Annotated in this window: 12 protein-coding genes and 1 pseudogene; 3 read left to right on the top strand and 10 right to left on the bottom strand. The window is 65.9% G+C overall.

Going from position 1 to position 15,414, the window contains the following annotated elements; translation table 11 throughout:
* Positions 1-60: 60 nt before the first annotated feature.
* Positions 61-1,686: an ABC transporter permease gene (locus ABT313_RS19840; RefSeq protein WP_350855531.1), complete on the bottom strand. Its 1,626-nt coding sequence runs from the start codon at positions 1,684-1,686 to the stop codon at positions 61-63.
* Entirely contained in the window at positions 1,683-2,615 is a 933-nt protein-coding gene (locus ABT313_RS19845; protein WP_350855534.1) for an ABC transporter ATP-binding protein, read from the bottom strand. The genes ABT313_RS19840 and ABT313_RS19845 overlap by 4 nt, the downstream gene beginning before the upstream one ends.
* A 217-nt stretch (positions 2,616-2,832) precedes the next feature.
* Here ABT313_RS19845 and ABT313_RS19850 point away from each other — a divergent pair, with 217 nt between their 5' ends.
* A complete protein-coding gene (locus ABT313_RS19850) occupies positions 2,833-3,510 on the top strand; it encodes a helix-turn-helix domain-containing protein (protein ID WP_350855537.1) in 678 nt (225 codons plus the stop codon).
* Positions 3,511-3,587: 77 nt separating this feature from the next.
* On the opposite strand, the gene ABT313_RS19855 is transcribed toward ABT313_RS19850, so the two are convergent.
* Both ABT313_RS19855 and ABT313_RS19860 read right to left on the bottom strand, forming a co-directional pair.
* Positions 3,588-3,893 carry an EthD domain-containing protein gene (locus tag ABT313_RS19855; RefSeq protein WP_350855540.1) on the bottom strand — a complete coding sequence of 102 codons (306 nt, stop codon included), beginning with the start codon at positions 3,891-3,893 and terminating at the stop codon, positions 3,588-3,590.
* 129 nt (positions 3,894-4,022) lie between these two features.
* Positions 4,023-4,631: a TetR/AcrR family transcriptional regulator gene (locus ABT313_RS19860; protein ID WP_350855543.1), complete on the bottom strand. Its 609-nt coding sequence runs from the start codon at positions 4,629-4,631 to the stop codon at positions 4,023-4,025.
* A gap of 168 nt (positions 4,632-4,799) precedes the next feature.
* On the opposite strand from ABT313_RS19860, the gene ABT313_RS19865 reads away from it, so the two are divergent.
* On the top strand, positions 4,800-5,357 hold the full coding sequence (locus ABT313_RS19865) for a hypothetical protein (RefSeq protein ID WP_350855546.1): 558 nt from the start codon (positions 4,800-4,802) through the stop codon (positions 5,355-5,357).
* A gap of 1 nt (position 5,358) precedes the next feature.
* Complete coding sequence (locus ABT313_RS19870) at positions 5,359-6,795, top strand: dihydrolipoyl dehydrogenase family protein (RefSeq protein ID WP_350855548.1); 1,437 nt, start codon at positions 5,359-5,361, stop codon at positions 6,793-6,795.
* A 485-nt stretch (positions 6,796-7,280) separates the two neighbouring features.
* Here ABT313_RS19870 and ABT313_RS19875 read toward each other — a convergent pair whose 3' ends face one another.
* The 6 genes and pseudogenes from ABT313_RS19875 to ABT313_RS19900 form a co-directional block, all read right to left on the bottom strand.
* A complete protein-coding gene (locus ABT313_RS19875) occupies positions 7,281-8,264 on the bottom strand; it encodes a DUF1444 domain-containing protein (protein WP_350855551.1) in 984 nt (327 codons plus the stop codon).
* Positions 8,265-8,666: 402 nt separating this feature from the next.
* A pseudogene (locus tag ABT313_RS19880) lies at positions 8,667-8,987 on the bottom strand (leucine zipper domain-containing protein); the annotation flags it as partial.
* Positions 8,988-9,407: 420 nt separating this feature from the next.
* On the bottom strand, positions 9,408-10,139 hold the full coding sequence (locus tag ABT313_RS19885; RefSeq protein WP_350855554.1) for an SAVMC3_10250 family protein: 732 nt from the start codon (positions 10,137-10,139) through the stop codon (positions 9,408-9,410).
* A gap of 14 nt (positions 10,140-10,153) precedes the next feature.
* Positions 10,154-12,007 (bottom strand): protein kinase domain-containing protein, encoded by a 1,854-nt coding sequence (locus ABT313_RS19890; protein WP_350855557.1) that lies wholly within the window; start codon positions 12,005-12,007, stop codon positions 10,154-10,156.
* The gene (locus ABT313_RS19895; RefSeq protein WP_350855560.1) at positions 12,000-13,811 is read right to left on the bottom strand and encodes a vWA domain-containing protein; all 1,812 of its coding nucleotides are present in this window, start codon (positions 13,809-13,811) and stop codon (positions 12,000-12,002) included. Before ABT313_RS19895 ends, ABT313_RS19890 begins: the two co-directional genes overlap by 8 nt.
* Positions 13,811-14,407: a KH domain-containing protein gene (locus ABT313_RS19900; RefSeq protein WP_350855562.1), complete on the bottom strand. Its 597-nt coding sequence runs from the start codon at positions 14,405-14,407 to the stop codon at positions 13,811-13,813. The genes ABT313_RS19895 and ABT313_RS19900 overlap by 1 nt, the downstream gene beginning before the upstream one ends.
* Between the last annotated feature and the right edge of the window lie 1,007 nt (positions 14,408-15,414).

Genomic DNA, 15,414 nt, shown 5'->3' on the forward strand with positions numbered 1-15,414 from the left:
CCTCCGGCCACGAAGGCAACCCCGCGTACCGGGCGAGGTCACAGCGCACGCATGATGGGGTCAGGCAGGCAGGCTGAGGTTTCTGCGACGCAGGAACAGGACCGCTGCTGCAGCGAGCAGTCCGCCGGCCAGGCAGAGGCCGACGATCGGGCCGGCGCTGGGGCTGACGGCCGGTGCGTTCGGTACGTGGGTGAAGGGCGAAACGTCCAACAGCCAGGTCGGCAGTCCGAGTGACGGCCCGAACATCGGTCCGATGAAGATCGAGGCAATCACGAGTGCCCACGACAGACCGACCGACCATCGCGGCACCAGCATCATTGCCATGACCACCGCAGCTCCCAGGACGATGATGGCGGGGAGCTGGATCAGTGCCGCTCCGAGCAGATCGCCGAGCAGCGATCCGGCGTTGCCGAGGACCTGAGCACCGGAGATGGTCATGGCCAGGGCGAAGACGAGGAGTAGCGCCACGGAGCTGACCAGCGCGTTGACGGCGTACGCTCCCAGCCAGCGGACTCGCGACACCGCGGTGCCGAGCACCGACTCCAGCTGGCCCTGCGTCTCGTCGTGGTGCAAGTGCAGTAACAACGTGACTACATAGATCGCCACAGCCATTCCGGCCAGCTGCATCATCGAGGCCCAGTAGGCGCCGATCAGGTTCGCGGCACCGCCGAAGGTGCGGTACCACTCGGTCGCCGCTCCCTGAAGTCCCCTGATCTGGTCACTCAACGCCCCGAACACCAGGCCGAACCCGAGCAGACCAATGACCCAGCCCAGGCACGCTCCGCGCTGCAGCCTCCACACGAGTCCGATCGTGCCCAGCAGGGCGGGGCTCGCTTCGGCGGCACCTCTGCGTTCGGGCCAGGTGCCGCGACCGACGTCACGGTGCCCGTCGAGGACGATCGCCACCAAGCAGGTCACGGCCAGCGTCAGCACCGCAAGCGCCAACGGCCACCAAGTGTTGTCCGCGAACGGCCGCATCTGCTGGCTCCAGCCGACCGGCGAGAGCCAAGCGGGCCAGGCGCTGCTGACCCTGAGGGCGGCCGTGTCCACCGTTCCGAGCATGTTGCCGAGAGCCGCAAGCAGGAACGAGACGCCGAGCACGCCGCCGGCCAGACCGATCGCCCCACGCGCCGTCGACACCAGCTGGGACGTCACGGCAGCGACTCCCGTGAAGACGACGCCCACCAGGGCAATCGACCCGCCACCGACCAGTGAGCCTGACAAGGGCTGCCCCGCGATCACCAGGCTGAGCGCCAGCGCGAACATGAGTACGACGTTCGCCGCGAGCGCCACCAGGACAGCAGCGGCGAGCGAAGCACGCGGGCCGACCACGCCGGCGCGCAGCATCTCCTCACGACCGAGCTCCTCGGACTGACGCGTGTGCCGGACAACAGCCAGCACGCTCATCATCGCCGCGAGGATGGCGAACGTGAGCGCGTCCCGGTGCAAGGTGTAGCCCCCGACACTCGTGCCGGTGACGAGTCCGAGCACCCGCATGCCGGGATTCTCGACGACGATTCGAGTGTCCGGTGCAAGCTGCTCGGGGTGCGTCGTGTACGTGTTCTGGAACATCGCGGTGGTTGCGGCCAGAAAGGCCGCCAGACCAACGATCCAGGCAGGCAAGGTGAACCGGTCCCGCCGCACTGCGAGGCGAAGCAGCCGGAACGTGCCGGTGAAGCCGTTCATCGTCCCATCACCGCCTCTGCCTCACGAGCAGGTACGGCGGCGATGTCCTCGCCGTAGTGCCGCAGGAACAGCTCCTCGAGGGTCGGCGGCGACGTCACCATCGACCGCACCTCGAGGTCGACCAGGCGCCCCAGCACGTGACTCAACTCGCCCGGGTCGACGCTGAACTCGGCGTGATGATCGTTCACGCGCGCGTCGTGGACGCCGGGCCACGTTCCGGCCGACCCCGGCGACCTGACGGTGTCCACCACCACCGACGTCCGCGTGAGGTGGCGCAGCTCGCCGAATGTACCGGTCTCGGCGGCACGACCGGCCCGGATGATCGTGACCCGGTCGCACAGCGCTTCCACCTCGGCGAGGATGTGGCTCGACAGCAAGATGCTGCGTCCGGCGACACGCAACTCCTGGACCAGTTCCTGGAACACCGCCTCCATCAGCGGGTCCAGCCCGGACGTCGGCTCGTCCAGAAGGTAGAGCTCCACATCGGAGGCGAACGCCGCCACCAGGGCAACCTTCTGCCGGTTGCCCTTCGAGTATGCCCGGATCTTCTTCGTCGGATCGAGCTGGAGGCGCTCGAGCAGTTCCGCGCGTCGGTGCGGGTCCAGGCCGCCGCGCAGGTCCCCTAGTACGTCGATCACCTCGCCGCCGGTCAGGTTCGGCCACAAATTCACTTCGCCCGGAACGTAGGCGAGACGTCGGTGCAGCCTCGCCGCCGCACGCCAAGGGTCACCTCCGAGCAGGGCAACGTGCCCGCCGTCGGCACGCAGCAGGCCCAGCAGAACACGGATCGTCGTCGTCTTCCCGGCGCCGTTCGGACCGAGGAAGCCGTGCACCTCCCCGGTCTCGACCTGGAGATCCAGGCCGTCGAGAGCCCGGATGCTCGGACCGAAGTTCTTCACCAGTCCAGAGATCGCGATGGCTGTTGTCATTGGGACCACATCCTCCGGTACCGCCAGGGACCACCTGCCTCACTTCAGGACATCGCCACCGCACGCAGACCAGCAGGGCCGAACGTCCACCAAGTTCGCGTCCTCCGTCCCGAGCGCACGAGGTCGTACGCCGTCGCGGGTCGAACGGATTCTGTGATGTCGACATGGGTGCGCTGCACCCACGCGTCCGGCGCCCGCCCGCACTACCGTCGTGAATGTGGACAGTGAGAACAAGCTCGGTGACTACCTGCGTGCCCGGCGGGCCCTGGTCCGGGTGCAGGACGTCGGTCTGCCGGACGTCGGCCCGCGGCAGGTCCCGGGGCTTCGTCGCGACGAAGTGGCGCTGCTCGCCGGGGTGAGTACTGACTACTACATGCGGCTGGAACAGGGCAGGGAACGGCATCCGTCCGATCAGGTGCTACGGTCGATCGCCAGAGCACTACGGCTGGACGACGCCGAACCGGCGCACCTGTTCCGCCTCGGGTTGCCGGTGTTCGGGGCGGGTGCGGCAGCGCCGCTGACCGTCGCTCCGGAGCTGGTGCGGCTGATGGACGGCATGCCGGACGTGCCCGCCTTCCTGCTCGGTGCGGCGCAGGACATCCTGGGTGCGAACGCGATGGCCCGCGAGCTCTACCGCGAGTTCGCCCGGTCATCGGCGGCGTCTACTACACCGCCGCCTGCGCGTTCGGTTCGCCGTACGCCATCACCGCGGTGTCGGTCCTCATCGCCACGCTGCTGTTCGGCTCCGCCGTGCTGTCGCTGCGAGCCGAACGCGTCCCGCAGTTGGAGATGGACGGCACACCCGGACGTCGAATGCAGGTGCCCCGTCCTTGACTCGGACATAGGCGAGCGGGTCGGACCCATCTCGGCTCCCATCAGCGGGAGGCGGCCTTGATGAAGTCGGCGGTGAGGCGAGGCTCGGAGATCATCGCGACGTGGACCTGCTTGCCTGGGCGGAGAGACAGGGGATCCCTACACCTGCTCGATGTCCGAGAACAGACCCTTGAACGGGACCTCAGTGCCGATGAGCGTGCCGAACAGATCGGCGGCGGCGGGTGTCGTGACCGCGGCGGACGCGTCGTCATAGTTGTCGAAGTACAGGTCGAGGGTGCGGTACGCCGGGGTGGCGGTGCCGTCTTCCTTCGGCCACACCTTGGCGGACTCGAGCCGTTGGAGCTTCGGGAGCTTCTCCGCGGCCTGCTTGAGGTCGGCGTAGGCGCGTTCGAACTCCTCGGGGTTCGCCGGGTTGTCGATGACCAGCGTGATCTTGGTTGGCACGAGGTTCTCCTTGCCGAGTGGACGTTCGAGTCAACCGAATGGTGGAACGAACGTTCTGTCACATCGACAGTAGAGGAGTGGCGCTTCCGCCGTCAAGACCGATCGTTCTATCTCATGATGGGACTGTGGCTAGGAGGCGGATTCCTTCGACCTGCGTTCCGCGTTGACGCGCAGGAGTCCTTCGATGCCGTGGAGAAAGGTCTCGGCCACCAGGGCAGGGTCGAACAGGCAGCCTGCGGCCATCGCGCCGTCGCGCAGCATCACGAAGTGGCGCGCGGCCGACTCCGCCGTCTCCTGGTGCACCTTGGCCATCATCGTGGTCAGTGTGTCGAGGAACCACTGCCGGTGGGCGATGATCTCCTGGTGTACCGGTTCGTCGGTGGCGGGATACTCCGCCGCAGCGTTCAGGAACGCGCAACCGCGGAATCCGGGGGACTGGATGCCCTGGGCGATCGAGCCTGCGATGGCCAGGAGTGCGTCGACGGGTGACGCGTTGTCGGCGATCGCTGCATCGACGGTGGCGCGCTCCATCGCGTGGACCTGGCGCAGGTAGCGGAGGACGAGGTCCTCCTTGCCCGGGAAGTGCCGGTAGAAAGTGGCCCGGGTCACCTTGGCCTCGGCGATGAGTCGATCGACGCCAACTGAATGGATGCCCTCCGCGTAGAAGGTCTTGGTAGCCGCGGCGAGCAGCCGCTGCCTCGCCTCGGAGGGCCGGGTTCCCGTTTCGGCTGTGGTCATGCCGGCCATGATAGCGATAGAACGTTCGGTCTTCTAGTGAGTGGCGAAGGGCGCTGGAGGTAGAACGTTCTGTCTTGACAGACTGCGGAGCTCTCGACATGCTGTGTGAACGGAACGTTCGGTCTACTTCGATCGATGGTTCCGTCCACATCACTCGAGAGGATCATCGTGAGCATCGTTGAATCACCTGCCGTCGGAGGCGTCGCAGCGGCACTGCGCCGGCTGTACTTCGTCAGGTTCGCCTTCGCTGTCGTCTGGGCGATCCTGCTGTTCACCACCAAGTCCGACCTGGGAGCGCTCGGCACCGTTCTGGTCGTGCTGTATCCGCTGTTCGACGTCGCCGCGGCGATCGTCGACGCCCGGTCGTCCCGGGGTGCTCGTTCGGTCCGCGGCCTGTACGTGAACATCGCGATCAGCCTGATCGCGACCATCGGCCTGGCGATCGCCAGCAGCTCCGGTGTGCCGGCTGTCCTGCGGGTCTGGGGCGCCTGGGCGATCGTCGCCGGGCTGGTCCAGTTGATCGTGGCCCTCGGCCGTCGCTCGATGGGTGGGCAGTGGCCGATGATCCTGAGCGGTGGCCTGTCCGTGCTGGCCGGCGCGTCGTTCGTCGCCGGTGCCTCCGCGGAGCACCCGAAGCTGACCAACATCGCGGGCTATGCGACTCTCGGCGGCATCTTCTTCCTCGTCTCGGCGATCCGGCTCGGCCGCGCCGCGAACGGGAACTGACATGACCACGACGTACGACGTTGTCGTCATCGGCGCGGGACCCGTCGGGGAGAACGTCGCCGACCGCCTCGTTCAGGGCGGCCTGACCGCCGCCATCGTCGAGCGGGAACTTGTCGGGGGCGAGTGCTCCTACTGGGCCTGCATGCCCACCAAGGCGTTGCTGCGCAGCGCGGCAGCGCTCCGAGCGGCCCGGCAGGTGCCCGGCGCGCGGGAAGCCGTGACCGGTGACCTGGACGTGGCCGCGGTGCTCGGCCGTCGCGACTCCTTCGCGTCGAACTGGCAGGACGACGGACAGGCGGCGTGGCTGGAATCGGTGGGTGTTCCGCTGTACCGCGGACACGGCCGGATCAGCTCCGACCGGGTCGTTGAGGTGACGGCGGGCGACGGTACGACGACGACGCTGACGGCGCGGCACGCCGTGGTCGTCTCGACCGGGAGTGGCGCGCTGGTTCCGGACATCGAGGGGCTCCGCGCGGCGGCGCCGTGGACCAGCCGGGAGGCGGTTGCGGCCAAGGCGGTTCCGGGCCGGCTCGCCATCGTCGGTGGCGGGGTGGTGGCCTCGGAGATGGCGACCGCATTCAGCGAGCTGGGGTCGTCGGTGACGATGCTGGCGCGTGACGGCGTACTGCACCTCGCGGAGCCGTTCGTGGGGGAGCGGGTGGCGGATTCACTGCGGGACAAGGGTGTGTCGGTGCGGATCGGGGCCGAGGCCGGTTCGGTGAAGCGTAACGACGACGGCACAGTCTCCGTCACGCTGGTCGACGGCGAGCAGATTGACGCCGACGAACTGCTGGTCGCGATCGGGCGCACCCCGAACACCCATGACATCGGTCTGGAGGCCGTCGGCCTGACGCCGGGCTCGTGGCTGACGGTCGACGACACGATGCGGGTTGTCGGGCCGGACGGCGTACCGCTCGGCGACGGATGGCTGTACGCCGCCGGTGACGTAAACCACCGCGTCCTGCTCACGCACCAGGGCAAGTACCAGGCCCGCGCCGTGGGCGATGTCATCGTGGCGCGTGTGAAGGGCGAGCCGGTCGAGGACGGCCGGTGGGGCCGTCATGCGGCGACCGCCGACGAGCGCGCGGTGCCGCAGGTGGTGTTCACCGATCCGGAGGTCGCTTCGGTCGGACTGACCGTGGCTGCCGCCGAGGCAGCCGGGCTCCGGATCCGGGCCGTCGACTACGACCTGGCCGCCACCGCCGGATCCTCGCTGTACGCCGAGGGGTACCAGGGCCACGCTCGGATGGTCGTCGACGAGGACCGCAAGGTGATCGTCGGCTTCACGCTGGTCGGCCCGGACGTCGCGGAAATGGTGCACGCGGCAACGATCGCGATCGTCGGCGAGGTCCCGCTGGACCGGCTCTGGCACGCGGTCCCCGCGTTCCCGACCGTCAGCGAGGTATGGCTGCGGCTGCTGGAAGCCTACGGCCGCTGAGCCGTCCCACTCGTGTCCGTCCCGCGTGAATCGCACCGGGACGAGACACGGGCAACTCTCCACTTCTTCCTTGAAAGGGTCTGTCGTCACGCCTTATCGCTTCTCCCGTCTCGTGGTGGCGGCTGCCAATGCACTCGCACTGCTCGCTGCCACGGTGCCGTCCCTGGCATGGGCCGCCGGCCCGTCAGTCGAGGGCGCTTGACGATCGCTGCACGTACTTCTTGCTGCACCTCGACTGGACGACGGCTGGATCGACGACAGCCGCGCCACCCGCTCACTTGATTGATGTCCAAGGGCTGAAGCAGGTCGATGCTTCTGGGCCCTCGCAGTGGTACGACGCCGACGCGGTTGCTGCACCGGCGGGGGAGCCGTCGGACATCGTCGTCACGGATTGGTTGACCCCGCTGTGCGATGTTGCGATTCACCTCGACAGTTACGAAGAGAGCATCTGAGGTCTGCTCGACGCGGCGCCCTGACGGTGCCGATCAAGGGGATTGTCCGAACAGGTTCGCCTGGCTGCTGAGGTGCTGCAAGGCATCCGAGAACTGTTGGCTGGTCTGGAGGCGCGCGGCACCGCTGGTGTAGTCGGTCACCTGTTGCCAGTCGTGGCCTGTCACGTAGTAGACGTGGGGACTCACCGGGCCTGGCGAGTCAGCGAAGAAGCAGGTCGCCATCCGGACTAGCATCTGGAAAGCGCCGACGACGGTGTGATCTCGCAACACGTGGATCAGCAGCATGTCTCGGGTCGGCATGGCTACGAGACAGCCGAGCGTCGGATTCTCGACCTTCAGCGACTCGCGTAGCACCGTATCGAGAACAAGCGCTCGTGAGGCCGTGAACATACTGCCACTGAGCATGGCAACCTCGGCGTCTCGGGATTGCACGTACTCGACGTCGTCCTTGAGCCGGCGCAGGTTGGCCAGCCCGATCCGGACAACCTCCTCCCACGGCACCCCGAGGCTGTCGAGGTCGAAATGCATCGCAACGGCGCGCCCGGTGTAGCTGGCCGGCGCAGTGAGGACGCCGGGCACGAACTCGGGCACACGCTCTGCCCAGCTGGTCTCGATCGTCGACGCACAGACCAGGCGAAGGTAGAGCTCGCGCTCCAGGTCCTCCGGGACCTCCGGTCGCGCGCCTGCGGGCGGCATCTGGTTGAAGTGCGCCGCGACCGCTGATCGCCACTGCTGTCTCGGCAGCCCGGCAACCGTGCGGGCAAGATTCACCAGACCTGCGGACACGTCGCCCGCTGCGTCGCCATCACCGCCGACCGGCACGAGCGCCGCCGCACCGTCGTACCGCAAAGTCAGACCGCGTTCCGCGACAGCAGTCTCTGCCAGCCGCACCAAACGTTTCGCCTGGGCCACCGTCAGTGGCTCGAGCGCCGGGTGCGGTCGATCCCCGGGCGCGCTCTCGCGCTGTCGTCCGGCACGACTGCCGCGCCGACGGTCCTTGCTCCTGCCAGTACTCATCGAGCACCTCCTTGCCCAAAGAACATACGGACTTTGAGAGCCCGGAACCGGACAAATTCGGAACCTGTGGACAACCGCCCGACGACCGTCCCAACCAACACAAAGGCCCCGAATCTACCGAGATTCGAGGCCTTGCCTGGTGTCCGAGGAGGAACACGCACCTTAACCACACGCCTTGACCTCGACCTCGATCCGCCGGCGCGGACCTGTAATCGCTGATTTGCAGCCGATGCGGTCGTTGACTCCCGTCGACGATTGGAGTCCCCTGCTAGCAACGCGGTCGTTGGTCACCGCATGTTCGCGGCTTCTCATCGCTGACCATCTTCGTGCTGATTCAGGTTCATAAGGAGTGCCCACGCCGGCGATGCAGGGGAGACGGCCATGGCGCAGGGCCGCGCCAGCCAGTACGGCGTGAACGGTCGAGGCCGGCACGCCGACACGACCGGCGATCTGCACCAGGCCGAGCCGAAGCCGCCACCGCAACCGCACGATCCGGCGCACCGTCTGCGGTGGTGTATCGGCCGGGCTGTGATGCGGCCTCGACCTGCGATCAGCCATCCCGACCGGACCCTCGCACCGGTACCGCTCGGTCCATTTGGCGGCCGTCCGGGCAGAAACCATGAACATCTTCGCCGTCGCCGCATACGTCCAGCCCTGCTCCACGATCAGACGCGCCAGCCTCAGCCGCGTCCGTGGGGTCAGAGTCGCGTTAGCGTGGAACACGAAGGCCTCCTGGTGTGTGAAGCGGTTCCTTAGACAGCTCCACTTCACAACCGGAGGCCTTCACCTGTCACACAGACTCACCGCCCACCCGACGAACAACCTCCCTGGACATCACACCTAGCCGCTGGTGCCGACCCGTACGTGATCTGCTGGCGCGACCTCGATCCCACCACCACGACAGAAGAACTGGAAGGCCAAGCCGCCGGCCCTCCGCACTTTCTGGGAAGCCTGTTACCAAGAAGACGACGCCCCCTCCGACCCCCTCGCCTTCCATCGAGACCTAATCCTCGCTACCCGCCGCCTCCGAGGCTGGACCACGCTTCTCGGCTGCACCCGAACCGTCCATCGTTCGCAACCTGGTGACTAGCGTGAACGGCTGGACGGGCCAGCCTGCGCGAGTTCGAATAGACGACGCTCTGATTACGGACGCTCGTAGCGGACAAACAGCGGAGATGCTACGACGACGGGAAATGGCAGGCGAGGCGGGTCGACCACTGCTGTGACGCGGGCGAGCCCGCCAAGGTACGGAGCGACGTCTAAGTATTCACCGCTGCATGCGACGTCGTGAAAGTACTTCGTCAAGTTCACGTTCAGATCAGAATCCGGAGTGGTCGAACGATTGAAGACTTCTCGCAACATGCCCAGGTGCTGCCGACCGCGTCCGGCTCTATTCGCGGACTCAAGAATCGGTGCAAGACCCGATGGGAGGGAGTACCCACCGGCTTGCCTGACCGTCGAGGTATCGGCGTCCAGCGCCGTTCCGGGACGGAAATGCCGAGCTGAACCATGCAGGATAATGCGTGGCGTCTCGACGGTGATCGGCGCGGCCTCGCAGAACAGAACAGCTCCTACCGCGGGGGGAGCGTCGAGATGAGCGATACCGATCCGCCCATCGAACATCACCCACTCACCCGGGATCAAGTCAGGCTCCGTGTAGTACCGGGCGGATTCCTCGAGGTAGCGGATCAGCCTGGGGAGCTTCCTGTCATCGCCGGCGACCTCCGCCATCTCCACTTCGAGTGAGGCCTCGACCGGCGTCATGCCCAGACCGGCTCCGATCTTCTTGGCACGTAGCCCTCTCCACCAAGCCGCCTCGATCGGAACGAACTGACGAACCTTCTCATCAGACAGGTAGACGAACTCGTGATACATCGGTGGGCTCCGTTCTACTGTGCGATGGCGCTCGGGGACCAGTTGCCGGCGAAGTCCTCGGTCGCGACCACGACCTCGCCATCAGTTATTGCGGCCAACTGGAGTCGCCAGGCAGGTCCGACTCCCACAGCGAGTCGGTGGCAGGCCCGATCGATGATGGGTTTCCAATCGGCGTGGACGCCGTCGAACGCCGAGGTGATCCACACCCCGTCGTTGCAGGCGACGGCGAGCGTCAGGCCATCGCGCTGGCCCACGCATGCGAGGTCGTGCACCATTCCGGGAGCCGCAACAGTGCCAGTCAGGAGCCAATGTCCATAGCGTTGCTCGAAGGTTGTGAGCTCCGTGGGTGGCCCTGCGCCTGTGGCAGCGATGCAGACGGGCTCGCCCAATCGACTGATACCCACGCTCGCAGATCTGACGTTCATCGCGCCGAGGCGATGCATATGCTGAGGGTCGTTCGCGCCGATCGCGACGAGCTCGCCAGTGGTAGACGTAGCCGCGACGATCGGGATCCCGTCGTGGTCAATCGTCGCCGCGAGGACGCGACGCAGGTAAGGCCCCGAGCCGCGCTGGACCGTCCCGTCGATCCCAACCTCGATTGCGGCCAGCTGATCTCGAGATGGATCAACGATGTACGCCGTCGCCGAACCATTTGGCGCCGGTACGACAGCAAGACCCGCAGGCACCGAGGCCTTACCGAGTTCTTGCCAGCACCCAGCATGCCTGACCAGGACTCGAGCAGAGTTGTCGATGACGAATTCGACCACGTCTCCGATACCGTTGACGACTGAGCGCACGACAACCGGACCGGTGGGTGCGTCACTGTCTGGCACGAGAGTCCAGAGGGCAGCTTGGCCAAGCCATGCCCGAGCCAACGCGTTTCCTCCGACGGCGCTCACTATGGCGGTTCGGAAACCGTCGATCGCAAGATCGAGATCCGCATAACGCAGCCCACTTGGCACATCGGCGCTCAGGTCGACAAGCTGCTTCGTCCACTGCACCAAGGACGGAGGCCGATCGATCGCGTCTACCGCCAGCAGAGCGCTGACATGTGCCGCGAGGGCCGCCGGAAAGCTGGCTCGGAGGAGTTGGTCGTAGCAGTCTGCTCTGGCCTCCTCCGGCGCCGGCGGTCGGCCGGTGAGTAGGTAGAAGACAACTCCGCCGAACGAGTACCTGTCTGCCGCGGCACTTCCCTGACCATTCCGTGCCTCGGGCGCGGTGTAACCGGCGTTGGTGATGGCGGTCACCGGGCCACTTCCGGGGGGCACAGCCCAGGTGAAGTCGATCAACGAGACCGCCAGCGTGCCCGCATCTACCAGGACATTGGCAGGCGAGATATCGCGGTGAGCAACTGCGAGCCGTTCGTTGTCGGCGATGCCGTCGACGATCGCAGCAAGTCCTGACGCGACAGCGCAGACCTGCTCGAAGGTTGGACTCTGCTTCAGCCACTTGGTGATGTCCGCGCGATCGATCCATGGAGAGACCGCGAAAAGAGTCCGGGTACAGCCGGCTGCCCCTGGCCGATGCGGTGGCGCTCCACGGAAGACCCTGCTCGGCCCGACCACGCCAGGCACTAAATGCTGCAACTGACTGGTCAAGTGCAGGGCCTCCTGCGAGCGCTGATACCAGCGCTCGAGTGCGTCGGCCGCCGACTCGTCGTGCTTCGCCCGGATGTTCCGTGCGTGCAGTATCTTTATGGCCCAGCGATGGTCATCACCATCGCGCCGGGGAGAGGTGGCGAGCCACACGGCGCCCTCTCCACCTCCGCCGACCTCCCGCTCGAGACGGTAAAGATCTGGGTCGTCGGCATCTCCCACATAGAAACCAGGCTGGATCTCGGACTCGTCGGCGTCTCGCAACTCAATCACGATAGATGAATCCTGATTTGGTGCCTCTCGTGATCGTGTCGTCCTCCATGTGGTTGTTCGCCTCGGAGACCGCTGGCATCGCGGCCAGCGTGTTGTGCAGCTCGAGCAGCTCGTCATTGACTCGCTGCATGATCAGCACCTGGCCGCTGGGTGGTGAATCGACGACCGCTCCGACCAGATGGCCGAGCGCGGCATATTCGGCGTCAGCGGTGGCCAACTGCTCGAGAAGTCCTCGGAGCGCGTCAAATGGTGGACCGCCCTGTGCAACGTGCAGTCCACGCGTCAAGCCGCCGATGAATGTCTTGAGGTTTTCTGTCGGTTGACCGAGTTCGCGGGTGAGGAGCTGATGCAGGTGGAGATATGACCACAATGGACGGCCATATGCACGGTTCGCCTGGTCGTTACAACCTTTGGCATGGTCAGCGATGAGGCTGCGCAGCTCATCTCGGCGCTTGTCCCAATCGGCTGTGCCGGCGACGTGCAGCCGGGTGAGCGCAGCACGGGTACGGTCGGCCATCGGCCCGGGCGGGGATGGTTCGGACAGTCGCTCGCTGACACGGTGTGTGATGCCACCGCCCAGACCGGTGAAGTACTCCGCGAGCACGTCCAATCCGCCGACCGTTGTTGGGTCGCCGCCGCCGACCTTGACGAGCTCCTCCAGAAGAGTGTGATTAGGAACGATGGCCTCGCTCGGCTGATACTTCCCACGGCGGTGAAACAGCTCCGCCGTGCTGATCCCGATGGCGTGCAGGCGGATGCCGACATCACGATGCAAGTGGGCAACAAGGCTGACCGGCTCTTTTACGGTGTGCACGATCTCGCCGGTGCCCTGCTCGCCCGATGGTGTCCAGTTCGCTCCATCACTCACCAGCACGATGAGCTTCTCGTTTCCTGGTCGCCCGTGCTGATACAGAAGGTTGGCCGCCTCGTGCAGGGCGTTGCCGATGTCGGTGGCGCCTTCCGGCCGGAGCAGAGCGATGGCGTGCCGAAAATCCGTCACCAGTTCGTCCGGGGAGCTGCCGTCGAGTTGAGCCATTCCGCCGCCGCGCGGGAACTTCTGCCGGACGCTCTGGTTGAACTCCAAGAGGGCCAGCCGAGACACGCGGCCTGATACCTGCAGGCGTATGTCGAGCATCTCCTGCAGGGCCTGTTTCAGCGCGTCAATGCGCGTGATCCATTTGTTCCTGGACCCGAACAGCCGCGGACCTTCCACGTCGACGGGCAGGTCGTCCACCGTCATCGAGTTACTGATATCGGCGAGGACGACGACATCCACACCGGCACGCACAGACGATGCGTACAGTTCGACTGCGGTCTCCTGGCTCAGGGATACCAGCCCGGTCTGCTGGCCATCGACGTCGATCTCGAGCACCCGATGCGGAACGCCGTTGACCGAGAGGAAGAGATCAGTTGTGTCGGGCACCGTCCACAGAAGCGTGCCCGCAAGACCCGCATGAGCGATATCGCGAGTGACGTCAGCCGGCTCGCGTTCTGTCGGTAATTCGAGCACGATTCGGCGTACCCGATGTGGCCGGACCTGCTCGAACTGCCAGGCCTGGTCGTCGACAAAGGTTCCGATGTCCCAGTCGGCGGCCAAATCCTCGGCCACCGCCACGTAATCTGCAGGAACCTCAGGCACTTCGATGGCTTGCACGCCGATGTTCACCGCGTCGTGTCCCGTACCGAGCCGCAGTACTCCGGCGCCGCCGGACGAGCCTGTTGGAAGCCCGATGCGATTACCAGCGATCGGGCCGCTTGCCGGTACGACGACCAGGGTGCAGGATCGCGAATCAACGCTGGTCATCAGCGCTTACCCCCCTCGATCTGTACCTGCACACCGAGTTGCTGGGTATAGAGCCGGATGCTCTGTCCACCGGTCCCGATGAACCTGCCGCGCAGATGCTCAGGCACCTTGACAAATAAGAGCGCCGGCCGTGTTTTCCCCGCGCGGTCGATTGCCGCCTTATACTCAGCCAGCTCAAGACTGGCTGCGATTTCTTCCCCGAACCGGGGACTATTAGCCACCACCAACGCCTTGAGCCTCTCCACCAACTGCGCGCCTTCCTCGCTCCGCGCAGCCACCATTCCGAGTTGTCGCTTCCAGTCGGCTTGGGCGCGGCTGAAGGCAATACCTGCTGCTTTGTTTTTCTGCATCGTGGGCGCTTCTGCGTCGAGTAATCGGCTGATCTCCGTGTAGTTGATGGCCAGGGTGGTGTGGCCGCTGTTCCTCAGGGCGTGCGCAAAGCCCTGCAGGCTGGGCATCCGCTCCCGGGGCCATCTGTTGGAGGCGCCACCTATGATGCGGAACAGCAACTCGGAGGGTTGGAGTCCGCGAAGATCCGCGTGGTCGGTGCACTGGCCAAGGCCGATCCGCTCGCCGCCGAACACCTGCCAGCGCATCGCGTGCCTGGTGCACATGCGACGCGGGCATTGCTGGAATGACCGGGACACATGTTCGCAGCGAACTGTGCCGACGTCTGGACAGCGCGGATGCTCGCAGCTCGGAAAGGTCTCGTCGTAGCAAGACGGGCAATAGTCAACATCGAGATCCCTCGGATGCCTGCGTCGGTGAGTCGCACACCACACGCGTTCACGACGGCAGGCCTTCCCCGCGCAGCGAAACACGGCTGGCGACGAGCAACCGTGGCAGACGGGATGGTGCTGTCCGCAAGTTGGCGTTAGCGCGCCATCCAGGATCACAACGTGTTCGTCGCAGACTCGATTGTCCTCACTGTCCGACCGGCAGGCCGGACAGACAAACGGCGCATACCGCGCCACACCCGCCTCGCGGCAGTGCTTACACCGGTATTGGAGACGTGGGCGTTCGCGCACGGCGACGATTACGAATCTAGTGCTTGTGTCGACCCGGTCGACGGTGGAGGAAAGATGGACGACTTCCAGCCGGATCTCGCCGTCCGGGCCCTCGAGCTCGTGCAGCCGGCGTTGCCTTAGGTCTCGGCCGTGCAGGGCAGGTTCAAGTTCGTTCCAGAGTGTTGCGAACTCGTCCGCGGTGGCGGGCGTCCGCCGCAGCCCTCGCAGATCAACAACCAACTCGACGGCTCCGTTCGTCATCCGTCTGTCCCCCTGTGTTCGTTACGCCGACTTGAATGACGCGTCCGCTGGTCGCCCTTTCTGGTCTCGTCTGCACGTGCCCGGTCGTTGCCACGCGCCCCGCCGCGTCCGCCGGATGCTCCCCGATTCCCTTGTCGCGTCCTTTGGCCGGATCGCTTGTCGTCTCGATTCTGCTTCCTCGCCGGTCGTGCCGAGTCGGCCTCTGCGATGCGTGCCCGCCACGACTCGAGCACGATCGACGTCTGACTCGCGGCGGTCTGGTTCCCCCACGCCAGCAGCGGTCCTCCGGGCGCCGGGTCAGTCAGACCGAGTCGGCATTGCTTGAGGAGCGACGC

It is taken from the genome of Kribbella sp. NPDC000426 (genome assembly GCF_040300265.1).
Taxonomy (GTDB): Bacteria; Actinomycetota; Actinomycetes; order Propionibacteriales; family Kribbellaceae; genus Kribbella.